Origin of the sequence: Phaeodactylibacter xiamenensis (genome assembly GCF_000759025.1) — a bacterium.
Lineage (GTDB): Bacteria > Bacteroidota > Bacteroidia > Chitinophagales > Saprospiraceae > Phaeodactylibacter > Phaeodactylibacter xiamenensis.
The window spans coordinates 373,170-394,119 of the sequence record NZ_JPOS01000018.1 but is presented as its reverse complement, the minus strand read 5'-3'; the positions used below and the strand labels follow the sequence as shown (position 1 = coordinate 394,119).

Sequence of the window (20,950 nt, the reverse complement as noted above, 5' to 3'; positions counted from 1 at the left end):
TTTATGGGCACCGTCATTCTAGGGGCGGGCATATACTTTGGGTCCAAGTACATGGACACGGTGGAACGGCTTTTTGATGATGCGGCTTCCGGGTTCTTCGTTATCCTCATTCTACTGCTGTTAGGCCTGATGGTTTATCGGGTGTTGTCCAATTAGTAACCCATGTGGCAAACACAGGTTCACCAATTCGGGAGTCACCGTTTTTGAAGGATTTTAGCCTTAATCAGAAAGGGTGTAAGCCATCAGGACGATACCAGCCCTGAACGTTCGGCTACTGCCAGCAATTCACTAACCATCATAGCCGTAGCGCCCCATAGGATTTTGCCCTCCACATCAAAATAAGGTACGCCCTTGAGCGTAATGTTAGCCGCCAGTTGCAGGTTCGTTTTGCGGCGGGTGGCAGGATTGGACAGATGCCTGAATGGGACTTCCAGGATGGTGCGCACCTCCTCGACATCCGGCACAAATGCCGGGCGGCTATCCGTGAAGCCTACATAGGGGTGCACCTGAAAATTGCTGACCGGGATATACAGCTCCGTCAGCTTGCCCAGGACTTCAATTGTACCAACAGGGACGCCCACCTCTTCCTCGGTTTCCCGCAGCGCTGTTTCCTCCAAAGAGGCATCCGAGTCTTCAAACTTCCCGCCCGGGAAGCTAATCTGCCCCGCATGCCGGTCGTGCCCGTGGTGGGGCTGCCGTTCGATAAAAACCAGGTGCCAGTCGGACTGATGAGGATAAAACAAAGCCATAACGCCGGCCTGCCGGGCCCCCTGAGGTGGCGTCACCGCCTGCTGCCGTACAACATGCGCCATACGAAACTGCGCCTCCTGCCCGGGCAACGGATGCCTGAGCTGCTCTGCGATCGCCTGAATAAATGAATGCTGCATATCCATTTAACTCTGAAGGGCATTGAATAGTTGCGCAACAGCACAGCCCCAAAACACAAGTTATGCTTTGGGGCTGTTCAGCGTTTTTTCCGATCAGGGAAAAGCCTTTATGATTAAAGGTCTTTATTGGAAATTTCCAGATACTTCTCCAGAGCGGTAGCCATGGAGGTGATGCCCGGTGCAGGTACTTTGATATTGATGGTCAGGCCCTGCTTTTCTACCTCCTTGCTGGTGGAATTGCCAAAGACTGCCATGCGGGTATCGTTCTGCTTGAAATCCGGGAAGTTTTCGTAGAGCGATTTGATGCCAAGCGGGCTAAAGAACACGAGGACATCGTAGGTCACATCGCTGAGGTCAGACAAATCGCTGCTGACCGTTTGGTACATCATCGCATCCTGCCAGTCGAAGCTGTTTTCCTTCAAATACGAACTGACCTGCTTAGCCCCTAAATTGGAGCAAGGCAGCAGGAACTTTTCTTTTTTATGCTTCTTCAGGGCAGGTGCCAGGTCCTGAATGGTGCGCTTGCCCACAAAAACTTTTCGTTTGCGATAGACGATGAACTTCTGCAGGTAATTCGCTATTGCCTCAGAAAGGCAGAAGTACTTCATGTCCTGTGAGACCTTGATCCGCATCTCTTCGCAAATACGGAAGTAGTGATCGATCGCATTTTTGCTGGTCAGGATCACCGCAGTATACTCATTAGGTTTTATTTTGGCTTTGCGGAACTCCTTAGCCGAGACGCCCTCTACATGAATGAACGGCCGCCAGTCGATGGTCAGTCCGTATTTCTGTTCTAAATCATAGTAGGGAGATCGCTCCGGCTTAGGCTGGGATATCAGGATGGTTTTTACCGGCTTGTAAGTCTCTTCTTGTACTTTGCCATTTGCTGCCATGCAACAACAATTTTTGGGTTTTGCCCACTGTGCGTTTGATCTAAAGCAAGCTGTAGCACAGTTCCTGAACGAGGTTTTTAAATTAGGAAGTTGTTAATCCTTTTACCAAGATCAGGACAGGAGCGATTTCAACGGTGCAAATATACAACAAAAAGTGAAACTTATGAAAGGAGAGAAAGCGGCCGGCAGAAAACAGGCTACGTAAAAACATGAATAAATAAACGCCGGCAATGACTGCAAAAATCAGATAAAGTATAGGCATTTTCAGGCTGTCGGGCCCGTAGGCAAAGAGCCCGTTGCCAATGATGAGGGCGATACCCAGGATCAGATTGAAGACCACAATCGTCATGTTGTAGATCCGGACTTCCTTTTCTACGGGAAACACCACACGAATGTAAGTCAGCAGCAGGTGCTTGCCCATCCAAAACACAGCAATGCCCAGCACGCACATCAGCAGGCTACGCCAGGGCGCTACCGCAACCGGGACCTCAAAGTACTCCGTCAAAAGAAAAACGAAAAAGCCGGCAGACAGCATGAAAAGCGCGTAGAAAAGGTAATACGGCAGGCCGCCGCCCCCTTCTCTTTCCCGCTGTAGCTGGTTGAGCAAATTATCATTTAGAAATGCCCGGTATGCCCGGCCCAACTGCGCCCGGAAGAGCGTTATCAAAACGGTGAGCAGCAACAGGCTTGCAACGGTCGTAATAAAAACAACCCGGTTAAAACGGCTGTCAATCGTCACAACCGGCTTGGAAGAAAAACCTGCATCAGGAGGAGGCAACACCGGTTCAACGGCCTGCTCTTCGGGGCTGGTGGGCACTATATCGAAGGGGTTGCCGGTCACCGGCACAACACTTGTCAGGGTATCTGCCCCTACCTGGGCAGAGAGCCGTGGCGTCAGGTCAAAGGGGTTGGCTTGCGCAAAAGCACCTTTAGCTATCAGCACTGACAGCAGGCTAACAAGCAGAAAACGGGTCGATATGTGGAGCACCTTATTCACAGTTCTTACAAAGGTAGCGCACTGACTGGAATTATCCATAGCTTTTCTCCGGACATTATGCCTCCTCTGCCGTACGGAACTGAACCCGCCCGGGTTTGTTAAAGAGCTGTTAAGCGTTTTTTTATCCCCTACCGGACTGGTAACTTGTACAGGATTTTATTTTAGCCACCATCTATGAAGAACAGCCTGATCTTCCGGGTCATCCTTTTGGGCGCCATCGCCATTGCCGGCATCATTGGCATGCAAGCCTATTGGGTGATCAATACCTGGAATATAAACGAGGAGGAGTTCAGCAAAAAAGCAAGCCTTGCGCTTTACCGTACGGCCTGCGGGCTGGCTGACCTGAGCGGGGGCGATCTGCCGCCCCGCAATATCGTCAATCAGCGCACGACCAACTACTATGTCGTCAATATCGATAGCGAAATCGACGACGACCACCTGGAGTACTTTCTGCAAAAAGAGTTTGAGCGCCTGGCCCTTTACGTCGATTTTGAATACGCCGTTTACGATTGTACGACCAATGAGATGATGTATGGCAACTACTGCAGTTTCAACCCTGGCAAACAGACGGACCTGACCGAGCTTGGCGACCTGCCCAAGGACGATAAGTTCACCTATTACTTCAGCGTTAAATTCCCCAACCGGTCCGGCTATCTGCTGGGCAAAATGCAGCTTTCCATTTTCTTCTCAGCCATCCTGATGATCGTCCTGATCTTTTTTGCCTACTCCATGTATATCATGCTGCGGCAAAAGCGGCTGTCTGAACTGCAGAAGGACTTTATCAACAATATGACACACGAGTTCAAGACCCCTATTTCCACCATAAAAATTTCGGCAGATGTGTTCCAAAACGCCCCTGAGGTGCAAAACAACCCGCGCCTGCTGCGCTATGCCACCATCATCAAGGAGCAAAACAAACGCCTCAACAGCCAGGTGGAGAAGGTCTTGCAGCTGGCCCGGATCGAGCAGGGGAACTTTGAGCTCAAACTGGAGCAGTTTCCCGTTGCAGAAACCCTAAATGCCATCGTCAACAGCACGGCGGTACAGGCAGAAAAGCAGGGCGGCACGCTGGAAAGCGACATCCGGCTCGGAGATATTCATATTGAAGCTGACCGCCTCCACTTTACAAATATCCTCCACAACCTGCTTGATAACGCGATCAAGTACTGCTGCGAACGGCCGGTAATCCGTCTGTCGGCCTATGCCTCCGATCAGCAGGTTACCATTAAGATCGAAGATAAAGGTGTGGGGATTTCCAAAGAGCATATGAGCCGAATCTTTAGCAAATTTTATCGCGTACCCACCGGCAACGTCCACAAAGTCAAAGGTTTTGGGCTTGGGCTGTACTATGTAAAAAGCATCTGTGATGCTCAGGGCTGGCAGTTGGATATGGAGAGTACCCCGGGCGAAGGCACTAGCGTTTATTTGCACATTCCTGTTCTGCAGCCAGGCTTCCAAAGCTGGTGGTATCAACTTCGTACCTATTTTTCTAAGTATCTTCGCAAGACTGCCACCCGGCTGACCAATGCCTAAAAGCCAATTGCATTTATGAAAGCACACCTTCTGTACGTTGAAGATGACGAAAGCCTGAGCTTTGTGACCCGCGACAACCTGGAGCTTCAGGGGTATCAGATCACCCATTGTGCGACCGGAAAGGAAGCCCTGCACCTGATCGATGCCCAAACGCCTGACATAGACCTCTACATTCTGGATGTGATGCTGCCGGACATCGACGGTTTTGCCATTGCTCGTCGTATCCGCGAGCAGGACACCCACACCCCGATTTTATTCCTGACTGCCAAATCGCTGAAAGAAGACCGGCTCAAAGGGCTGCGCCTGGGCGCTGATGATTACATTACCAAGCCATTCAGTATTGAAGAACTCCTGCTTAAGGTCGAAATTTTTCTGAGGCGCAGTCAGATAACGCTGCCGGATAATGCTTCAGAGTATGCATTGGGGCAGTTCCGGTTCGATTACCAAAACCTGCTGCTCAAAGGGGATGGGGAGCCGCGGCAGCTTACACAAAAAGAGGCAGACCTGCTCAGGCTTTTTGCAGAGCAGCGCAATCAGGTGATCCGCCGCTCCGATATCCTGAAAAAACTGTGGGGCGAAGATGACTACTTCCTGGGGCGCAGTCTTGATGTGTTTATCTCCCGCCTACGTAAATACCTGCGCAAGGATACGCAGCTCAAAATTGAGAACATTCACGGGGTTGGATTCCGGTTGAAGGAAGGAAATTAGTGGCCAGTCATCGCAAAATGCCCCGAGCTACTTCAGGCGTACACGGGTGCCAATCAGAACCGACAGCGAATTAATCCGGTCGTTGTTTGGCCCCAGGCCATCAATATTCTTGAAATAGTGTACGGAATGCTGATAAACCGGCTGCACAAAAAGGCTCCACCGCTCTGAGAAGTAGCGTTCGGCTCCAAAGCCGAAATTGACCGTCAGATAGGCATTATCCTTAAAGCTGCCTCCTTCAAACCACCCCTGCCCATTGCGCCGGATGCGGTCAATTTCAGACTCACCACCCGCCGGCCCATCAGTCACCGGTGGCGGCATAGCCGGCAGGAAGTCAAACTGAGGCGCTTCTGCTGTATAGTAATTGGTTTGGAAAGCGACCTGTACAGAACCGCCGCCCAAGACGTAAGCACGCCATTTGTTATGCTGGAAGTAATCATAGCGAACATGCAGCGGAATGCTAAGCATATTCAGCTCTGTAGTGCGCAGCTCGTCCCCACGCAGCCCCGACAGCAGGCTACCCCTTACGTAAACAATACCCACCGGATAGTAACGCGCGGCGTAAATGGCTCCGGTTTCAACCTCCAGACGGCCGAAATCAGCACTAAGAGATAAGCCTCCTCCATATCCTATTGCTGCCCGTTCCAGGCTTTCCGTCAATCGTTTTTCGGAGCTTGCCGGTACCAGGATGTGGTTGTAATCCGCACTGCCAAACATACCGACCAGTAAAGCAGGGCGCTTCTTTATGCGCCTGACCTTGGTGTCTCCCAAATCAGCTTCAGGCACAGCCAGGGTTTCAAAGGGCAATCCCGGAAGCAAGGCAGAGGCAGCCAAACCGAACGGAGGGCCTTCTTCCATTGCAGCCACAGGGCTCATGAGGGAAGAGACCGGCAACTCTGAAGTCTCTGCCATGGTATTGGAGCGTAGGCTCTTCGGGCGTTCTGAACCCAAAAGCGGGGGCATGGGAGCCCAGACTTGGTTTTTCACGCCTGTTAAAGCTTGTCCAGGGGCTTCTTTGGCCGGTTCGGGCAACGCGCTTGCCGTTAGCAGGTTGTTGCTGTACTTGTCTACCTCCCGGGATGGTTGCCCCTCTTCTTCTGCCAACCGGTTCGGGCCAGGCGTTGCGTTATCTGTAGAGGGCTCCTGTATTTCGGCAGGTGTTACATTTATGGACTGATGATCGGTGGCAACCTCGGTGTAATCAGACTGACCGGCAGGCTGACTGCCCGCGACCGGTGCACCCAGTTTCGGCAGGTACTGCCAGCAGGTGATGAAAAGTAGCAGGAAAAGCGCCAGTTCCATCGTCTTATAGCGCAGCACGTACTGTGGCCAGGTAAACCACTCATTAAGCATCGCTTCCATTCTGAGCCAATGGGCTGGCTCGTAGGGCACCTCATACTGATGCATCTTGCCAAAGATCACCTCATCCACCTCACGTGGGTCTGCTTCTGCCGGGCCTGCATCAAGGGCCTCCGCCGCATCGAGCTGCTCCTCAAAAGCCGACCAATCTGGCGCACCGGTTTCAGGCCGGAGATTGGTCATCTTCTGGCGGATTTGCTCATCAAACTGGTGATCTTCTCTTTTCTTCATATCCTCTATAGTCGTTCGCTCAGTATTTCTTTCAGTTTTGACCGAGCTTTTACCAGGTTCGACCTGGAAGTGCTTTCTGTTATGTCAAGTAGCTCCGCAATTTCCTTGTGTGCGTACCCTTCGATCACATACAAGTTGAAAACAGCACGGTAGGAAGGCGTAAGCTCCTGAATGGCTTCAAGTATTTCCTGTTCCGAGCAGCGGCTGATCGCATCCGGGTCATTGGTACTGATGTCATACGCCTCGTCCATGTCCTCAGTGCGGCGGCGGCTGTTTTTACGGAAATAGTCAATCGCCGTGTTGACCATAATGCGCCTAATCCATGCAGAAAGTGAAGTCCCCGGCTTATACTTGCCGATGTGGCGGAAAACTTTGATGAACCCTTCGTGCAGGATATCAAGTGCTTCTTCCTCATCGGTAGCATAACGGAGGCATACGCCCATCATCCGGCTGTAGTACTCTTCGTACAGCACCTTCTGAGCCCAGCGCTCCCGGCGAACGCAGGCCTGTATTAAGCCTTTCTCATTGTTTTCTAAGGGCAAAGCGATATCCATGTATGTTCAATTAGCCCAAATTACCCTAATTCAGCAAAAGATACAACCGGGAAAGCGCGAACACTTTGTCTTTTCTTGTGCTAAATAGAGGCAGATGATGACGTATATTTCAAATATTCAGGCGTAGTGTAGCTAACCTACAGCTAAGAACGCTTTGCAGATCGGATCCGCTGCCCGCTGCATCAATTTCTGCCGCCTTTTGCGAGCCTGTGGAATTTAAATTTGTTTTAAATATGTTTTTATGTAAATTTTTTGTTTATTTTTTTGGCGGTATTTTTGTACTTTTGAGGAAAATACATACAGGCAATAAGCCAGTCAAAATATGAGTGAGACAGCTGAACAGAACGGTCAGGAGAACATCATCACCCTTAAGGGGATGTATGAGGATTACTTCCTGGACTATGCTTCCTACGTTATTCTGGAGCGCGCCGTACCCGGCATTATTGACGGATTGAAGCCCGTACAGCGGCGGATACTCCACGCTATGCGGGAAATGCACGACGGGCGTTACCACAAAGTCGCGAACATCATCGGGCAGACCATGCAGTACCACCCGCACGGAGATGCTGCCATTGGCGATGCCCTGGTCAATCTCGGGCAAAAGGACCTGCTCATTGACCCGCAGGGCAACTGGGGCGATGTGCGTACCGGCGACAGCGCAGCCGCTCCCCGTTACATTGAGGCGCGCCTGACCAAGTTTGCACTGGAGGTGGCCTTCAACCCTCAGACCACTGACTGGCAGCTGAGCTACGATGGCCGAAAGAAGGAACCGATCGGGCTGCCGATGAAGTTCCCCATGCTCCTGGCACAGGGTGCTGATGGTATTGCCGTGGGGCTTTCCACTAAAATCCTGCCGCACAACTTCAACGAGCTCATCAAGGCTTCCATCAAGCTGCTGCAGGGGAAGAGGGTCAAAATCTACCCCGATTTCCAAACCGGCGGCATGATAGATGTATCGGACTACAGGAGCGGCAAACGGGGCGGCCGGGTTAAAGTCAGAGCCAAAATCGAAGCGGTGGACAAGAGTACCCTCGCTATTCGGGAGCTGCCTTACGCCACGACTACACAGTCCCTTATTGACAGCATCCTCAAAGCTAACGACAAGGGCAAAATTAAGATCAAAAAGGTGGTGGACAACACCGCCGAGCATGTGGAAGTGCTGGTCGAACTCGGCAGCGGCGTTTCTCCTGACCTCACCATCGATGCGCTTTACGCCTTTACCAACTGTGAAATATCCATTTCCCCAAACGCCTGTGTGATCATTGAGGACAAGCCCCACTTCATGACCGTGGAGGACATCCTGGATATTTGCACGCAGCAAACCAAAGCCCTGCTGAAGCGGGAACTGGAAATCCGCAAGGCGGAGCTGCTGGAAAAACTGCACTTCGCCAGCCTGGAAAAGATCTTCATCGAAAACCGCATCTACCGGGACATCGAGCAGTGCGAAACCTGGGAGGCCGTTCTTGAAGCGGTAGACAGCGGCCTGCGGAAGTATGTGCGTGTCCCCGGCGAAAAGCCAAAGAAAAACGACGACCGGCTGGAACTCCTGCGGGACATCACAGAGGACGATCTCGTGCGCCTGACCGAAATCCGGATCAAGCGGATTTCCAAATACAATACCTTCAAAGCCGAGGAACAAATCAAAAAGCTGGAAGAGGAGCTCAAAGAGGTACAGCACCACCTGGACAACCTCACGGACTACGCCATTGCCTACTACGAAAACCTGCTGCAGAAATTCGGCAAAGGCAAAGAGCGGCGCACCATCATTACCACCTTTGAGAACATCGAAGCGACAGAAGTGGTGGCCAAAAATGCCAAGCTGTATGTGGACCGGAAGGAGGGCTTCTTCGGCACGGGCCTGAAGAAGGACGAATTTGTCTGCGAATGCTCGGATATTGCGGATATCATCGTCTTCCGAAAAGATGGTAAATATCAAGTATCCCGGATTGCGGATAAAGTCTTTGCCGGCAAGGATATCATCCACATCGACGTCTGGAAGAAGGGCGATGACCGGACCACTTACAACGCCATATACGTAGACGGTAAGACCGGGCGGACGTTCGCCAAGCGCTTTCAGGTACAGTCCATTACCCGTGACCGGGAGTACGACATGACCACCGGTGAAAACGGTTCAAAACCGCTGTATTTCACCGCCAATCCAAACGGAGAAGCCGAAGTCGTCACCGTGCAGCTCACACAGGGCAGCCGGGCGCGCAATAAGGTCTTTGATTATGACTTCAGTGAGCTGGAGATCAAAGGGCGAAGCTCCAAAGGTAATACTGTAACCAAGTACCCCGTACGTAAGGTTTCCCTGAAAGAAGAGGGAGAATCAACGCTTGGCGCAATCAAAATATGGATGGATGAAGTCAGCGGCCGGCTGAATACCGATGAGCGGGGGCTGCTTCTGGGCGAGTTCAGCTCCGGCGACCACCTCTTTGCCATTTACAAGGAAGGGGCTTACGAAGTGATAGAGCTCGACCTCAATAAAAAATTTGAGCCAAAAGAGATTGTTTCCATCGGCAAGTTTGACCCGGATGCTGTCATTAGCGCGGTCTACTACGAGGGCGAACGCGGCTGGTCCGTGGCCAAGCGCTTTCAGGTGGAGACCACCTCTACCAATCAGCGCTTCCTGTTCATCACGGAGCACAAGAAGAGCAAGCTGTTGTTCGCTTCACCTGAACCGGGCGCCGCTATCCAATATCAGATCAAAGAGGGCAGCCAGAAAATTGACCAGGAGCTCGACATTGAGGATTTTATTGACGTCAAAGGCTGGCGCGCCATGGGCAACAAAGTCGCCGATCAGCGCCTGCTGTCCGTGAGTCCTCTGAAAAAAGAAACGGCTGCCTCCTCAAAGGACGACGGTGGGGAAAAACTCAAGCCGGGGGACAGCATCGACTTTGATGTGGAAGACGATGGGCAAACGAAGATGTTTGATTAATCTCTGATCAACAGCCCGAAAGCGAAGTCTTCCAGTAATTCCTCGACCTGGCTCAGGTCCCCCTCCTTCACTTCGATGTCCGTGAGGGAGGGCAGGTGCTGGGCGAAGTAGATGTGGTTGTTCGCCATTTCCAGCAGGGTGCTGGCCAGTGCTCGGGGGTAAGGGTAGTTGGGATTGACTTCTTTGATGATTTTTGCGATGCGCTTGGCCAGGCTTTTATAGGTCAGGAAAAAGCCCTCCTTATTTTCTTCGTCCACCTGTTTGGTGTGGTATGCCTTGGTGGCTTCTGCTACTACGATGCGGTGCAGCACGTCTTCATCCACAAACTGAATGGAGGTATTTCGGCGGGAGGTATCCACGATAGCGGAGATGGCAATTTTCAGTTTCTGCTTCGGGTCTTCAATATTCATAGTATTGTAATCGATGTGGAACTTCATCCACTCCCAATACCAGCACAGCAGGTAGACCAACAAGCGGTGCTTATTCTCAAAGTAGCGGTAAACGGATGCCTCTGTGGAGTTGATCCGCTCTGCCAGCTTTTTGAAGGTAAAAGCCTCAAACCCGATCTCATCAATCAGGATAATGCTGTACTGAATGATCTTTTTGCCCAGCTTGGTGTCCTGCGGGTTTTTGAGATACAACCTTTCGTTGAGCTGCATCTGAATGAAAATTGACATCGCTATTGCAGTTTTTGTAGGTGTGGTCAACCACCTGTGTAATTGTGCTTTCAGGGCTGCCTGTCCTGTTCTTCAGCCAGGTCGCCGAGTTTTTCCTGCTCAAGGTAAGGCTTCAGCCAGCAAAGGCAGGATTCAAAATCTTTAAAAATATAACTTTCGTTGATAAGGCCCGGAATCACGTTGATCCGTTCCAGCATAAGCAGAGGCTGATCCTGTAACCCGGAGAAGGCCACTACGATGCCTTCCTCCCGTAAGCTACGGATCGCATCATCCATCGCATACAGGCCCGATTGGTCCATGTAAGGCACCCGCTCCATGCGCATGACGACTACTCTAATACCGGGCAGGGCCTGCATGATCTCCTGGAAGCGGTCAACAAAACCAAAAAAGATCGGCCCGTCAAAGTGCCTGATGTATACCGAGTCCCCCAATTTTCCAATATGGGGCGCTTCATCTTTCCAGGGTACCTCAGGACCAAACGCATGCAAAGGGGCAGAGTTCATTTTATGCTCTACAACGTCTGCAATTTTCTTCATAAAGAGCAAAGCGGCAAGTATCATGCCGGCAGCAACCGCCACAAGCAGGTCTACAAATACCGTCAGCAACAACACAGAGACCATAATGAGAGCATCAGAGCGGGGGACGCTCCGCAGGTGCCGAAGCCCTTTGTAATCAATAATCCCAATGCCTACAGCAATGAGAATACCTGCAAGTACTGCACTGGGAATGTAAGCCACCACCTGGCCAAGCCCCAGTAAAACAGCCAGAAGGAAAAGCCCGGCAATAGCACCGGAGATTTTTGTCTTCCCACCCGACTGGGCATTGATCACAGTGCGCATGGTAGCCCCTGCACCCGGCAGGCCTGCAAACAGCGCAGCCCCCATATTGCCCAGCCCCTGCCCGATGAGCTCCTGATCACTATCGTGCTTTGTCTTGGTGATATTGTCCGCCACTACGGAGGTAAGCAGAGAATCCAATGCCCCCAGCGCCGCCAGAGTTATGGCGAACTGCAGAATAGTACCCAGCATGCCCATATCCGCATAAACGGAAAAGAAGCCCAGGTGGATGGGCGGCAGCCCGCTTTCAACCGCCCCGATTACTGGCACCTGACCGGGCAGCAAAAAATAGGCTAAAGGTGTCAGCACCAGCAAGGCAGCCAGCGAACTGGGCACCGTGGTCGTAATACGCTTAAAGCCAAAAATGATGATGACCGTAAGTAGGGTCAGACCAAGGTTGAACCCGTTGATGAGCCCGGGATTGCTGAAAGGCCGGTGCAGGTTGTTGATAGTACCCACCGTACCGCTCGCCTCCCTTGCTGCCAGCAGTTTTGCTTCCGCCCGAATTTCCTGAGGCGTAATCGCCTGAGCACGCCGGGAAGTCTCATCCAGGTCTTCCTTGCTCATCACTCCGCTGAGCAGCCCTTCGGATTCTTCCTGACGGAGTATGCCCTCCAGGATTTGTTCTTCAGCATGTGGCATAAGCTGCTCTACCAGTACCTCATCTGCTGACGGATTATATCCCAGAGCCGGAAACAGCTGCGTGATAATAATGATCACCCCGATTCCACTCATAAAGCCGGATACCACCGGGTAGGGAATGTACCGTATATACCGCCCCAACCGTAGTATGCCAAACACAGCCTCAATCAGCCCGGCCAGAAAAAAAGTAGCCAGAATAAAGGGCAATGCTTCCTCCACCGTAGAGACGCCAGCTTCCAGAATGGCGCTGGAAATGACTGCCGTAGACACCACCGTCATCGGAGCGGTAGGGCCGCTGATCTGAGTGGGCGTACCCCCAAATAATGCTGCCAGTATGCCTATAACGATTGCACCGTACAGACCAGCCATTGCGCCGAGAGGAGTCTGAGCCCCAAACGCCAGCGCCAGAGGCAGGGCTACGATGCCTGCTGTAAGCCCCCCGAAGAAATCTCCCTTGATATTGGAGAAATCAAACTTAAGTATGTTATGCATTTTTGCTGCTTAATCGATGTGCAAAACGCTTACCCGGCAAAAGTAAAGCTTTGATGGAAGGAGGTTGGTGCTGAAAATCACTGTCGTCTGTCGGCAGGATCATACAAACCTGACCTGCTTGTAATCATCGCAAAAAATCAGACGTTACAATACCATTCGCTGGTTGAAAAGCCCCGGAGCGCACAAGACCATAAAACCGATAGAAAAGCTATCAAAAAAAAACAATAAAAAAGGAGAGGCAATGCCTCTCCTCCAAAAGCCTCAGTCACCATGTAAATTCAATTCCAGTGGATAACCGGAATGAACTACAACAGAAATTCTTGTCACTATCTTTTGAGTAATTCAACTCGAATCGATAGTAAAACTACCAATAAACAGCGTGTTCGAATTTTTGTTTGCAGCGGTGACTTATTTTTTTTGTGCTTACCAGCCGTCCCCGTCGAGCAGGTCGCCAAGGCCGCCGAGTACACTGCCTTCGCCCTTTTTGCCACCACCGTAGTGTTTGGACGCCCGCAGGACGCGGTCAGCCAGGCGGCTAAATGGCAGGGATTGTACCCAAACGCTGCCCGGGCCCTGAAGGCGGGCATAAAACAGGCCCTCGCCACCAAAAATAGCGTTGCGCACACCGCGCACCATCTCAATATCATAGTCTACATCCTGCGTGAAGCCCACGAGGCAACCGGTGTCTACCCGCAGCGTTTCGCCTATGGCCAGCTCTTTGCGGGTAACGGTACCTCCGGCATGCAGGAAGGATAAGCCATCGCCTTCCAGCTTTTGCATGATGAAGCCTTCACCCCCGAAGAAGCCACGCCCCAGGCGCTTGGAAAACTCAATACCGACAGACACCCCTTTGGCAGCGCAAAGGAAAGCATCCTTCTGACAGATGACTTTGCCGCCGTGCTCTGACAGGTCGAGGGGGATAATCCGCCCGGGGTAGGGCGAAGCAAAAGAAACACGCTTCTTCCCGGTCCCGGCATGCGTAAATGCCGTCATAAACAGGCTCTCCCCGGTAATCAGGCGCTTTCCTGCTGAAAGGACTTTGCCCCAAAGCCCGGAATTTTCTTCCCGGTGGCTGCCATCGCCAAAGATGGTGGCCATCTCGATGCTGTCGTCCATCATCATAAAGCTGCCAGCTTCTGCGATGACCGTTTCATAGGGGTCAAGCTCAATCTCAACGTACTGCATTTCTTCACCGAAGATCTGAAAATCTATCTCGTGTGCATTCATGGATAAGGTGTGGTTTATTAGAATTAATGCCTTAAAATAAGTTTTCTCGCTTAGAAGCCCCTAATCCTTTCGAGGGATACGCGCAAATTAACGACAAGCGCCCCACCGGAAAACTCCAGCGGGGCGCCTGATTGAATGGAAAACCCATTCGGGTTTTTAGTTATACACTACTTGGCAGTAGATTACTTCTTCACAAATGGCATCGTCTGAATACCCTGCTCTGTGCGGATCATCAGGAAGTACTGACCGGCAGGCAGTGCCTCTACATTGAACTCTGCCTGCTCGCGCTCACCTACACTGCTGTCGCGCTGACGCAACAGCACCTGTCCGTTAGCAGAAGTGATGTTGTACTCTACGAAGCTTGTGCTCTCCTTGAAAGTAAGATTGGTAGTCAGCTTCTCCGCAGTTGGGTTCGGGAAGATGTCCATCTCAAAGGTTTCTGCACCGACCACGTCCTCTGTGCTGCTGGCGATTGGAGCGGTTTTGATGGCCAGCGCCAAACCTGCAAATACATCTGTAAACAAACCTGCTGTCTCAAAGTCAGGGGAGTTATTACCCGGATCGAAGGAACTAACTACGAAGTAAGGGAAGTCTGCATCTGTCAATGCTTCATTAGCAGTCAGGAATTCAATGTACTGTTGATGGCTGTAGCTCTCATCCACACCAATGAAGGCCTGACCTTCTCCAGTGTAACGGATGCCAACGAAGTAAGAAGTTGCATCTGGATTAACAACCGGGCCTGGCTCAGAGAAGGTGTTAAAGTCAATGATAGGCAATGTCAGTTCGCCAACCTGGTCTGGGAAAGTGTCTGGGAAGGCAACGGTAGATACACCCACAGTCAGCACTTCGGTATTTGCAATGAGCCCATCCTCATCAGCATCGTTCCACTCATATACATAAGCTTCGAACGGCTCGCCAGCCAGTGTGGAACCAGATGGAGAAAGTACATCGACGATTATCGTATCAATACGCAATCCGCTGCCGTTCGGGAATTTGAAGGAGGAAATCATCTCAAATACACCACCCCCACCAACAGAGTAGTAGATTGTCACATTAGGACGACCAGCAGCAAAGTCCCATCCACCTTTGCAGTAGATTGAATCGGTCACTGCGAATGTAGTGGTAACGGAGTTGTCAAAATTAAGCTGATCTGTGCTATCACTAGCCACCTGGTAAGTAGTGGTATAACGACCAATACCGTTGGCAGGCGTAAATCCAGCAAGCGTCAGCAGGCTGGAAGTAGAGTCCGGATCAATGGTTTCATCCAGCATACCTGCTTCGCTGTACACTTCCGTTGGGTTAGAGCCGTCAAGCTCTGCGTACTCGATCGTAGCCGATACGTTGAGATTAGAAGCAGCATTGGAGCCGTTATTCACCATATTTGCACCAGGTACGAACGTAAAGTTCTCAGCAGTCACCTGATCAATAGGCACCACACCGTATGGGGCTACCATTACGTTTGGTGCACCTGCACCGATATCGTTTGGCAGTACCAGGTTACCCATTGTGATGTTCACCGCACCACTCTCCAGAGCAGTACGGATGGCCTGACCAGCTTCGTAGTCCAGCATAGCCACAGGCACAGTCACCATGCCTCCGTCATTACCACCTGCCATGTTGATGACACCAACACCCGGCTGATTATTAAAGATGATGACACCAATGGCACCTGCCATTTCAGCGTTCAGGCACTTTGTACCAAACTGGCAGCTACCGCGGTCCACCAGTGCGATTTTGCCTTCCAGCTCGGCACCGTTTACAGCAGCGCCACAGCCCTGAGTAGCCGTCTCACCACTGCCGTCATCTACGAATACCGCATCAGCAGTGATCACAGTATCCGTAAGCTGCGTACCGAAGTCACCCGTGCCAAAGGTGTACCCCCCCACCAGCTCAGCCGGTGAGTTGACATAAACTACCTGCGCATTGGCCATAGTGAGGGCCAGGAACAGGGAAAGGATTGTAGTCGTAAAAATTTTCATAGAAGCAATTTTGATTACTAAAGCGTTTTAAACATACGATATAAAGACCGCCGGAGCGGGCTAATCCAAGTCTGATTTTGGTTGATGGGGCTTTCGGAAAACTTCAGTGCGTAGTATCAAACTGCCGACAAAACAGGCTCGGCTTCGAATTTCAGGTTGCTAAATTAATCATTTTGTCATACTGTCCGAAATGAAATCTTTTTCAACCCCAAACTCTTTTGACAGCAAAGGAGAAACGGGCGAATTGAACACCATTAGAATAATCGTTTAAGCCATTCGGTTCGCTGCGGGGCTCGCTTTATATTTTTCCGCGAAACGTCAGGCTGCTGACATTTAACGCTGCGACCAACGGCTCTCCTTCCCGCTCCATCCGGCTCAAAAGTTGCAAACTCTGCCCAAGCTGCAGATTGTCTAACTGACGATAGGCTGGCTTAGACCGGTTGAGATGGTTGTACCAGCAATCCTGAAACAAGTCGTCCAAGACCACGCGTTGCAGGCAATGGTCTTGCTGAATAGGCCATTGCTCCACTTGTGCCTGCTGCGGCAGTTTCTCCCGGGTAAGCAAAAGGTACCATTGCTCCAAAAGCTGCCGGTGGCTTTTAAGTGCTTCGAAGGGCACCGGCCGCACCTGTAGGTAATCGGTTTTGCTATACGCCACGTACAATTTCCCGGTAGGTTTATCAAAATCGGCAGCTGTAATCTGATAGTGGTTTTGCTGCAGGCCTTCTTTTTCGGGCGTTAGTGTTGAGAATTCCTTCCAGTCTTCAGTTGCTTCCGCAAAAAGCAACGGAGCTTTTCCACTGGGATGAAAAAGCTCCGCGCCCTGCTTTAGCAAATGCTGGAGTTGTTTAGTGAGGTCAGCCATTCGAAGGTTTTTACTATCCAAATGGCTGGGTTGCTGCTTTGTTTAGCTACCCTTCCGCGTAGATGGCTTCGATGTCTTGCTGGTACTTGTCACGGATGACCCGCCGCTTGAGCTTCATCGTTGGCGTCAGTTCAGCAGCTGTACCGTCTGTACGGCTGGGCTCCCAGGAAGCTGCAATCAGGCAGAACTTCTTGATCTGCTCTATTTTGCTGAAATTCGGATTGTACTGATCAATGATCGATTGGTATTTGGCAATAACTTCAGGTTGCTGTACGGCGTCCTGCATGCCTTTCCACTCCACCCCATGACGGGCGCACCAGTCTTTGAGTGCGTCTTCGGCGGGCAGAATGATGGCAGAAACAAATTTGCGCTGCTCACCGACCACCATGACCTGCTCCACGAGGAAGTCTTCCTTGAGCTTATTCTCGATCGGTGCCGGCGCTACGTACTTGCCACCGGAGGTCTTGAGCAGCTCTTTCTTGCGGTCGGTGATTTTCAGGAATGGTTTGCCGCCCGGACCAGGCACCAGGGTACCTACATCGCCGGTACGGAACCAACGCTCCCCGTCAATATCTTTAAAGACCTCGGCGGTCGCTTCGGGCTTGTTGTAGTAGCCCATCATCACGTTTGGCCCTTTGGCCAGGATTTCGCCCTCACCGGGGTTGTAGGTGCCTTCGGAGTCGTCAATGCGCAATTCCACGCTCTTCAAAGCCGGCCCAATCGTGCCCAACATGCCTCCGCCCGGTGTGAAGTGCCCGATAGCCAGGCCCGGTGAAGTCTCCGTCAGCCCATACCCTTCACGGATCGGCACGCCGGCAGCCGAGAACACCTTCGCCATTTTGACCGGGCAGGGGGCTGCCCCGGTAATGATACCTCTGACGTTGCCGCCGAGCGCTTCCCGCCATTTGCTGAAAATCAGCTTATCGGCGATCTTCATTTTAATGGCTTTTAGGCCACTGTAGGATTTATCGTATTCATAGTCCTCCGTCAGGCTGAGCGCCCAGAAGAAGAGGGATTTTTTTACGCCCGTTAGTTCCAGGCCTTTGTTGTAGATTTTTTCGTAGACTTTTTCCAGCAGGCGGGGCACTGTAGTAAAAAAGTGCGGCTGCACGGCTTTCAGGTCGCCCTCGTCCCCACCGAGGTTGTCCGTACCGGTAAAGGTGATGCTCGCGCTCAGGAAAGTATAGGCGTAGAGTGCAGCCCGTTCGAAAATATGGCACAATGGCAGGAAGCTCAGCACTTTGTGCTCATTGTCTATCGGGAAGATGTCCATCACATCCATCACGTTGCTCACGATATTGCGGTGCGACAGCATGACGCCCTTGGGCTCACCGGTAGTGCCTGAGGTATAGATGATGGTCGCCAGCTCGCTGGGCTTGATTTTAGCCATGATCGCTTCCACTTCCGCCTGCCCTTCATCGGAGAAGATATCTTCCCAGTAGGGCCGCCCATCCTGACGGTCAAAGGTGTAGATATCCAGGAGGGAAGGGACATTAGCCTTGGCCGTGTTTACCTTATCGTACAGGTCATCTTTGCCCACGAAGGCGTACTTCACTTCTGCGTCGTTGAAGATGTACTCATACTCCGCAGGGCTGATCGTTGGGTAGACCGGCACGTTGATGGCCCCGATTTGCTGTATGCCCAGGTCCAGCACCGCCCATTCCGGCCGGTTTTGATAGACCGCCATGGCAATTTTATCGCCTGGTTTCACCCCAAGCTTGAGCAAGCCCCGGCTGACCTTATTGGCTTTATCCACTGTTTCCTGAGTGCTGTAGTACACCCATTGCCCGTTTTGGCGGTACCCGTAAGCCTTGTCCTGAGGACTGTGCTTGAGCTGGTACTGTATGAAGTCAAATAGCCTCGTTGGATGGTCCATAATGTCCTGCAAGTTTTGGTTAGGTATCCGAAAGATAATTGGCAGAAAGCAAATGTGCGAAATAAAGCAGCAAAAAAACGACTGTCTGCCAACATTCTTTTAAGCCAAACAATCAACCCCGAAGGGCGGCACCCTGTTCGTAGAGGGCATCAATTTCTTTTTGGAATTTTTCTGCTATACGTTCCCGGCGGGGCTTTAGCGTTGGCGTAAGGTCGCCACTTGCTGCGGTCCAGGGCTCGTGGAGCAGGTGGATTTGACCGACCTGTTTGTAATGCGGCAATTGGGCATTCACAATAGCCATTTGCTCCTGCATGAAGTTGACCACCTTGTGGTTGTGCACCATAAACTGGGGGGCGGTCCAGTGTACGTTGTGCGCCTCGCACCATTGCTTCAGCAATCCAAACTGAGGCAGGATGAGTGCAACCGGAAACGGCCGCTGTGCACCAAGCACCATGCACTCCTCTATATAAGGTGTGCTTTTGGCCAGGTTTTCGATTTCTTCCGGAGCGACGTACCTGCCGTTGGTGGTTTTGAAAATGTCTTTTTGCCGGCCTGTTATTTTCAGGAACCGCTTATGCACCCATTGCCCGCGGTCGCCGGTTTGCAGCCAGCCATCTTCCGATAGCACGCGTTGGGTGTCCTCCGGCCGGTTGTAGTAGCCCAGCATTACATTGGGGCCGCGCACCAGTATCTCGCCCTCTTCCTCCCCTTGCCCTTCAATTTTCACTTCTATGCCCGGAATAGGCCGCCCCACGGTGCCAAAGCGGGTGCCGCCCGGCTCAAACCGGTTGAAGGCAACCACGGGCGAAGTCTCGGTCATGCCATAGCCCTCATGAATGGAAAGCCCGGCAGCCGAAAACAGCCGTGCCAGCCGGGGCTGCAGGGCGGCAGCGCCGACCATGATGCCCTTTACGCGCCCACCCAACAAGCGCCTCCAGACGCTAAACACCAGCAGGTTGGCCACGCCCAGTTGCATACGGTACAAAAGATGGCCACGATGCCGAATCCGGTACTGCATCCCTAACCGAATGGCCCAATGCGCCACCCAGCGGGGCAGCACGGGCAATTGCCCTATGCGTTCCTGAATTTCGTCGTAGGCGCGTTCCAGCAAGCGGGGTACTACCGTAAAGTAATGCGGCTTCACTTTGCGCATCAGGTAGCGGGTTTCTTCGGGGTTGTTGGAGTAGTACACCGAAGCGCCGCAGGCCAGGTAGGCGTAGTTGACCATGCGCTCGAAGATGTGGCTTGGCGGCAGGAAGCTGATCACCCGGCTGTTCGCATTGACCGGTACAAGGCTGATGGTGGCTTTGATGTTGCTGACGATATTGCGGTGGGAGAGCATGACGCCCTTAGGCTCGCCGGCAGTACCGGAGGTGTAGACGATGGTCGCCAGGTCTTCTTCGTGGATAGCGGCCCGGAGCACCTGCAGCTTTTCCTGATCGGAGGCGGTAGGCTCGGTCAGCAGGTCGTCCCAACTCGGATGATCGGGCAGGGGCTGCATGCAATACACTTCCCTCAAATCCGGTAATTGCTCCTTGATCTGCTGTACTTTTTCGGTAGCCTCCCGGTTGGCCGTTACGACGTAGCCTACACCGGCATCTCTGAGGATGAACTGTAACTCCCGGTCGCTGCAGTGGCTATGTACAGGCACAGAGATGAGCCCGGCCTGCATCAGGGCGATATCCATGAGCAGCCAGCGCGGGCTGCAGCGTTCGGCCAGGAGTGCCACACGGTCGCCCCGCCTGAGCCCCAGCGCCAGCCAGCCGGCACTAATACGGGCAGCAGTCTGCTCGCAGTCTTGAGTGCTAAAATATTGCCAACCTACGCTTTCGCGAATGGCAAGGGCTCTCTTGTTGGGAAAGCAGTCCTGTTGATAAGGCAAGATGTCGAATAATCGCCGGAAGTCCATATCAGGGGGCTTAGGTATAGGTTTCGACTTGGGGCTCCCTGAAAGATAGGGTTTTTTGTAGACTTCACGGTGTTTTGTAAAGCTTGAAATGGGTAGCTATTTTTGGGGCTGCCGCGCCATTGGATGCCCATCGCTGAACCATGCGGAGCTGCTGCCCCTTCAGGGGCAATATATCGGTAACCCAAATGCCAACGCACAGGTGCCGCGCCGTTAGGTGCGGAAGGTAAGCTACTGAACCTGTAGAGGCGACTGCGCTCCATAACTTTTTCATGCTGATCGGGCTTGGCATCAACCCCTTGGGGAAAACACATTCCGCACCTATGGCGCGGGGAGAGACTTTAGTAGATTGG

17 protein-coding genes are annotated in these 20,950 nt (G+C 52.1%); 4 read left to right on the top strand and 13 right to left on the bottom strand.

What is annotated here, in order from left to right; genetic code table 11:
• Positions 1-3: 3 nt before the first annotated feature.
• Positions 4-156, top strand: coding sequence for a hypothetical protein (locus IX84_RS33300; protein WP_160213694.1), 153 nt, complete (start codon positions 4-6; stop codon positions 154-156).
• 86 nt (positions 157-242) lie between these two features.
• Here IX84_RS33300 and IX84_RS08325 read toward each other — a convergent pair whose 3' ends face one another.
• From IX84_RS08325 to IX84_RS08315, 3 genes are all read right to left on the bottom strand, one after another.
• Positions 243-887, bottom strand: a complete 645-nt coding sequence (locus IX84_RS08325) for an NUDIX hydrolase (protein ID WP_044218782.1) — start codon at positions 885-887, stop codon at positions 243-245.
• Between the two features lie 113 nt (positions 888-1,000).
• The gene (locus tag IX84_RS08320) at positions 1,001-1,780 is read right to left on the bottom strand and encodes a uroporphyrinogen-III synthase (RefSeq protein WP_044218573.1); all 780 of its coding nucleotides are present in this window, start codon (positions 1,778-1,780) and stop codon (positions 1,001-1,003) included.
• An 82-nt stretch (positions 1,781-1,862) separates the two neighbouring features.
• Entirely contained in the window at positions 1,863-2,816 is a 954-nt protein-coding gene (locus tag IX84_RS08315) for a DUF4271 domain-containing protein (RefSeq protein ID WP_044218570.1), read from the bottom strand.
• Positions 2,817-2,951: 135 nt separating this feature from the next.
• Here IX84_RS08315 and IX84_RS08310 point away from each other — a divergent pair, with 135 nt between their 5' ends.
• Both IX84_RS08310 and IX84_RS08305 read left to right on the top strand, forming a co-directional pair.
• Positions 2,952-4,310: a sensor histidine kinase gene (locus IX84_RS08310; protein ID WP_063978261.1), complete on the top strand. Its 1,359-nt coding sequence runs from the start codon at positions 2,952-2,954 to the stop codon at positions 4,308-4,310.
• 15 nt (positions 4,311-4,325) lie between these two features.
• Positions 4,326-5,018 carry a response regulator transcription factor gene (locus IX84_RS08305; protein ID WP_044218568.1) on the top strand — a complete coding sequence of 231 codons (693 nt, stop codon included), beginning with the start codon at positions 4,326-4,328 and terminating at the stop codon, positions 5,016-5,018.
• 27 nt (positions 5,019-5,045) lie between these two features.
• On the opposite strand, the gene IX84_RS08300 is transcribed toward IX84_RS08305, so the two are convergent.
• A complete protein-coding gene (locus IX84_RS08300) occupies positions 5,046-6,605 on the bottom strand; it encodes a PX domain-containing protein (protein WP_044218566.1) in 1,560 nt (519 codons plus the stop codon).
• 5 nt (positions 6,606-6,610) lie between these two features.
• The gene (locus IX84_RS08295; protein WP_044218563.1) at positions 6,611-7,159 is read right to left on the bottom strand and encodes an RNA polymerase sigma factor; all 549 of its coding nucleotides are present in this window, start codon (positions 7,157-7,159) and stop codon (positions 6,611-6,613) included.
• Between the two features lie 322 nt (positions 7,160-7,481).
• Here IX84_RS08295 and IX84_RS08290 point away from each other — a divergent pair, with 322 nt between their 5' ends.
• Positions 7,482-10,097 (top strand): DNA gyrase/topoisomerase IV subunit A, encoded by a 2,616-nt coding sequence (locus tag IX84_RS08290; protein WP_044218561.1) that lies wholly within the window; start codon positions 7,482-7,484, stop codon positions 10,095-10,097.
• On the opposite strand, the gene IX84_RS08285 is transcribed toward IX84_RS08290, so the two are convergent.
• From IX84_RS08285 to IX84_RS32835, 8 genes are all read right to left on the bottom strand, one after another.
• Positions 10,094-10,774: a TetR/AcrR family transcriptional regulator gene (locus IX84_RS08285; protein ID WP_044218558.1), complete on the bottom strand. Its 681-nt coding sequence runs from the start codon at positions 10,772-10,774 to the stop codon at positions 10,094-10,096. The genes IX84_RS08290 and IX84_RS08285 overlap by 4 nt on opposite strands.
• Positions 10,775-10,824: 50 nt before the next feature.
• The gene (locus tag IX84_RS08280; RefSeq protein ID WP_044218555.1) at positions 10,825-12,744 is read right to left on the bottom strand and encodes a SulP family inorganic anion transporter; all 1,920 of its coding nucleotides are present in this window, start codon (positions 12,742-12,744) and stop codon (positions 10,825-10,827) included.
• A gap of 423 nt (positions 12,745-13,167) precedes the next feature.
• Positions 13,168-13,971: a TIGR00266 family protein gene (locus IX84_RS08275; RefSeq protein WP_044218552.1), complete on the bottom strand. Its 804-nt coding sequence runs from the start codon at positions 13,969-13,971 to the stop codon at positions 13,168-13,170.
• A 182-nt stretch (positions 13,972-14,153) separates the two neighbouring features.
• Positions 14,154-15,950 (bottom strand): T9SS type A sorting domain-containing protein, encoded by a 1,797-nt coding sequence (locus IX84_RS08270; protein ID WP_044218549.1) that lies wholly within the window; start codon positions 15,948-15,950, stop codon positions 14,154-14,156.
• 298 nt (positions 15,951-16,248) lie between these two features.
• Positions 16,249-16,815, bottom strand: coding sequence for a hypothetical protein (locus tag IX84_RS32410; protein ID WP_081968665.1), 567 nt, complete (start codon positions 16,813-16,815; stop codon positions 16,249-16,251).
• A gap of 46 nt (positions 16,816-16,861) precedes the next feature.
• A complete protein-coding gene (locus tag IX84_RS08260; protein WP_044218547.1) occupies positions 16,862-18,691 on the bottom strand; it encodes an AMP-dependent synthetase/ligase in 1,830 nt (609 codons plus the stop codon).
• Between the two features lie 112 nt (positions 18,692-18,803).
• The gene (locus IX84_RS08255) at positions 18,804-20,600 is read right to left on the bottom strand and encodes an AMP-dependent synthetase/ligase (protein WP_044218544.1); all 1,797 of its coding nucleotides are present in this window, start codon (positions 20,598-20,600) and stop codon (positions 18,804-18,806) included.
• Positions 20,601-20,664: 64 nt separating this feature from the next.
• Complete coding sequence (locus tag IX84_RS32835; protein ID WP_152604961.1) at positions 20,665-20,871, bottom strand: hypothetical protein; 207 nt, start codon at positions 20,869-20,871, stop codon at positions 20,665-20,667.
• Positions 20,872-20,950: the final 79 nt, after the last annotated feature.

Excerpts from the sequence above, each read along its gene's own strand:
- IX84_RS08280 (WP_044218555.1), bottom strand. The coding sequence starts at position 12,744 with ATGCATAACATACTTAAGTTTGATTTCTCCAATATCAAGGGAGATTTC.
- IX84_RS32410 (WP_081968665.1), bottom strand. The coding sequence starts at position 16,815 with ATGGCTGACCTCACTAAACAACTCCAGCATTTGCTAAAGCAGGGCGCG.
- IX84_RS08320 (WP_044218573.1), bottom strand. The coding sequence starts at position 1,780 with ATGGCAGCAAATGGCAAAGTACAAGAAGAGACTTACAAGCCGGTAAAA.
- IX84_RS08275 (WP_044218552.1), bottom strand. The coding sequence starts at position 13,971 with ATGAATGCACACGAGATAGATTTTCAGATCTTCGGTGAAGAAATGCAG.
- IX84_RS08285 (WP_044218558.1), bottom strand. The coding sequence starts at position 10,774 with ATGTCAATTTTCATTCAGATGCAGCTCAACGAAAGGTTGTATCTCAAA.
- IX84_RS08295 (WP_044218563.1), bottom strand. The coding sequence starts at position 7,159 with ATGGATATCGCTTTGCCCTTAGAAAACAATGAGAAAGGCTTAATACAG.
- IX84_RS08300 (WP_044218566.1), bottom strand. The coding sequence starts at position 6,605 with ATGAAGAAAAGAGAAGATCACCAGTTTGATGAGCAAATCCGCCAGAAG.
- IX84_RS08270 (WP_044218549.1), bottom strand. The coding sequence starts at position 15,950 with ATGAAAATTTTTACGACTACAATCCTTTCCCTGTTCCTGGCCCTCACT.
- IX84_RS32835 (WP_152604961.1), bottom strand. The coding sequence starts at position 20,871 with ATGAAAAAGTTATGGAGCGCAGTCGCCTCTACAGGTTCAGTAGCTTAC.
- IX84_RS08290 (WP_044218561.1), top strand. The coding sequence starts at position 7,482 with ATGAGTGAGACAGCTGAACAGAACGGTCAGGAGAACATCATCACCCTT.
- IX84_RS08305 (WP_044218568.1), top strand. The coding sequence starts at position 4,326 with ATGAAAGCACACCTTCTGTACGTTGAAGATGACGAAAGCCTGAGCTTT.
- IX84_RS33300 (WP_160213694.1), top strand. The coding sequence starts at position 4 with ATGGGCACCGTCATTCTAGGGGCGGGCATATACTTTGGGTCCAAGTAC.
- IX84_RS08255 (WP_044218544.1), bottom strand. The coding sequence starts at position 20,600 with ATGGACTTCCGGCGATTATTCGACATCTTGCCTTATCAACAGGACTGC.
- IX84_RS08310 (WP_063978261.1), top strand. The coding sequence starts at position 2,952 with ATGAAGAACAGCCTGATCTTCCGGGTCATCCTTTTGGGCGCCATCGCC.
- IX84_RS08260 (WP_044218547.1), bottom strand. The coding sequence starts at position 18,691 with ATGGACCATCCAACGAGGCTATTTGACTTCATACAGTACCAGCTCAAG.
- IX84_RS08315 (WP_044218570.1), bottom strand. The coding sequence starts at position 2,816 with ATGGATAATTCCAGTCAGTGCGCTACCTTTGTAAGAACTGTGAATAAG.
- IX84_RS08325 (WP_044218782.1), bottom strand. The coding sequence starts at position 887 with ATGCAGCATTCATTTATTCAGGCGATCGCAGAGCAGCTCAGGCATCCG.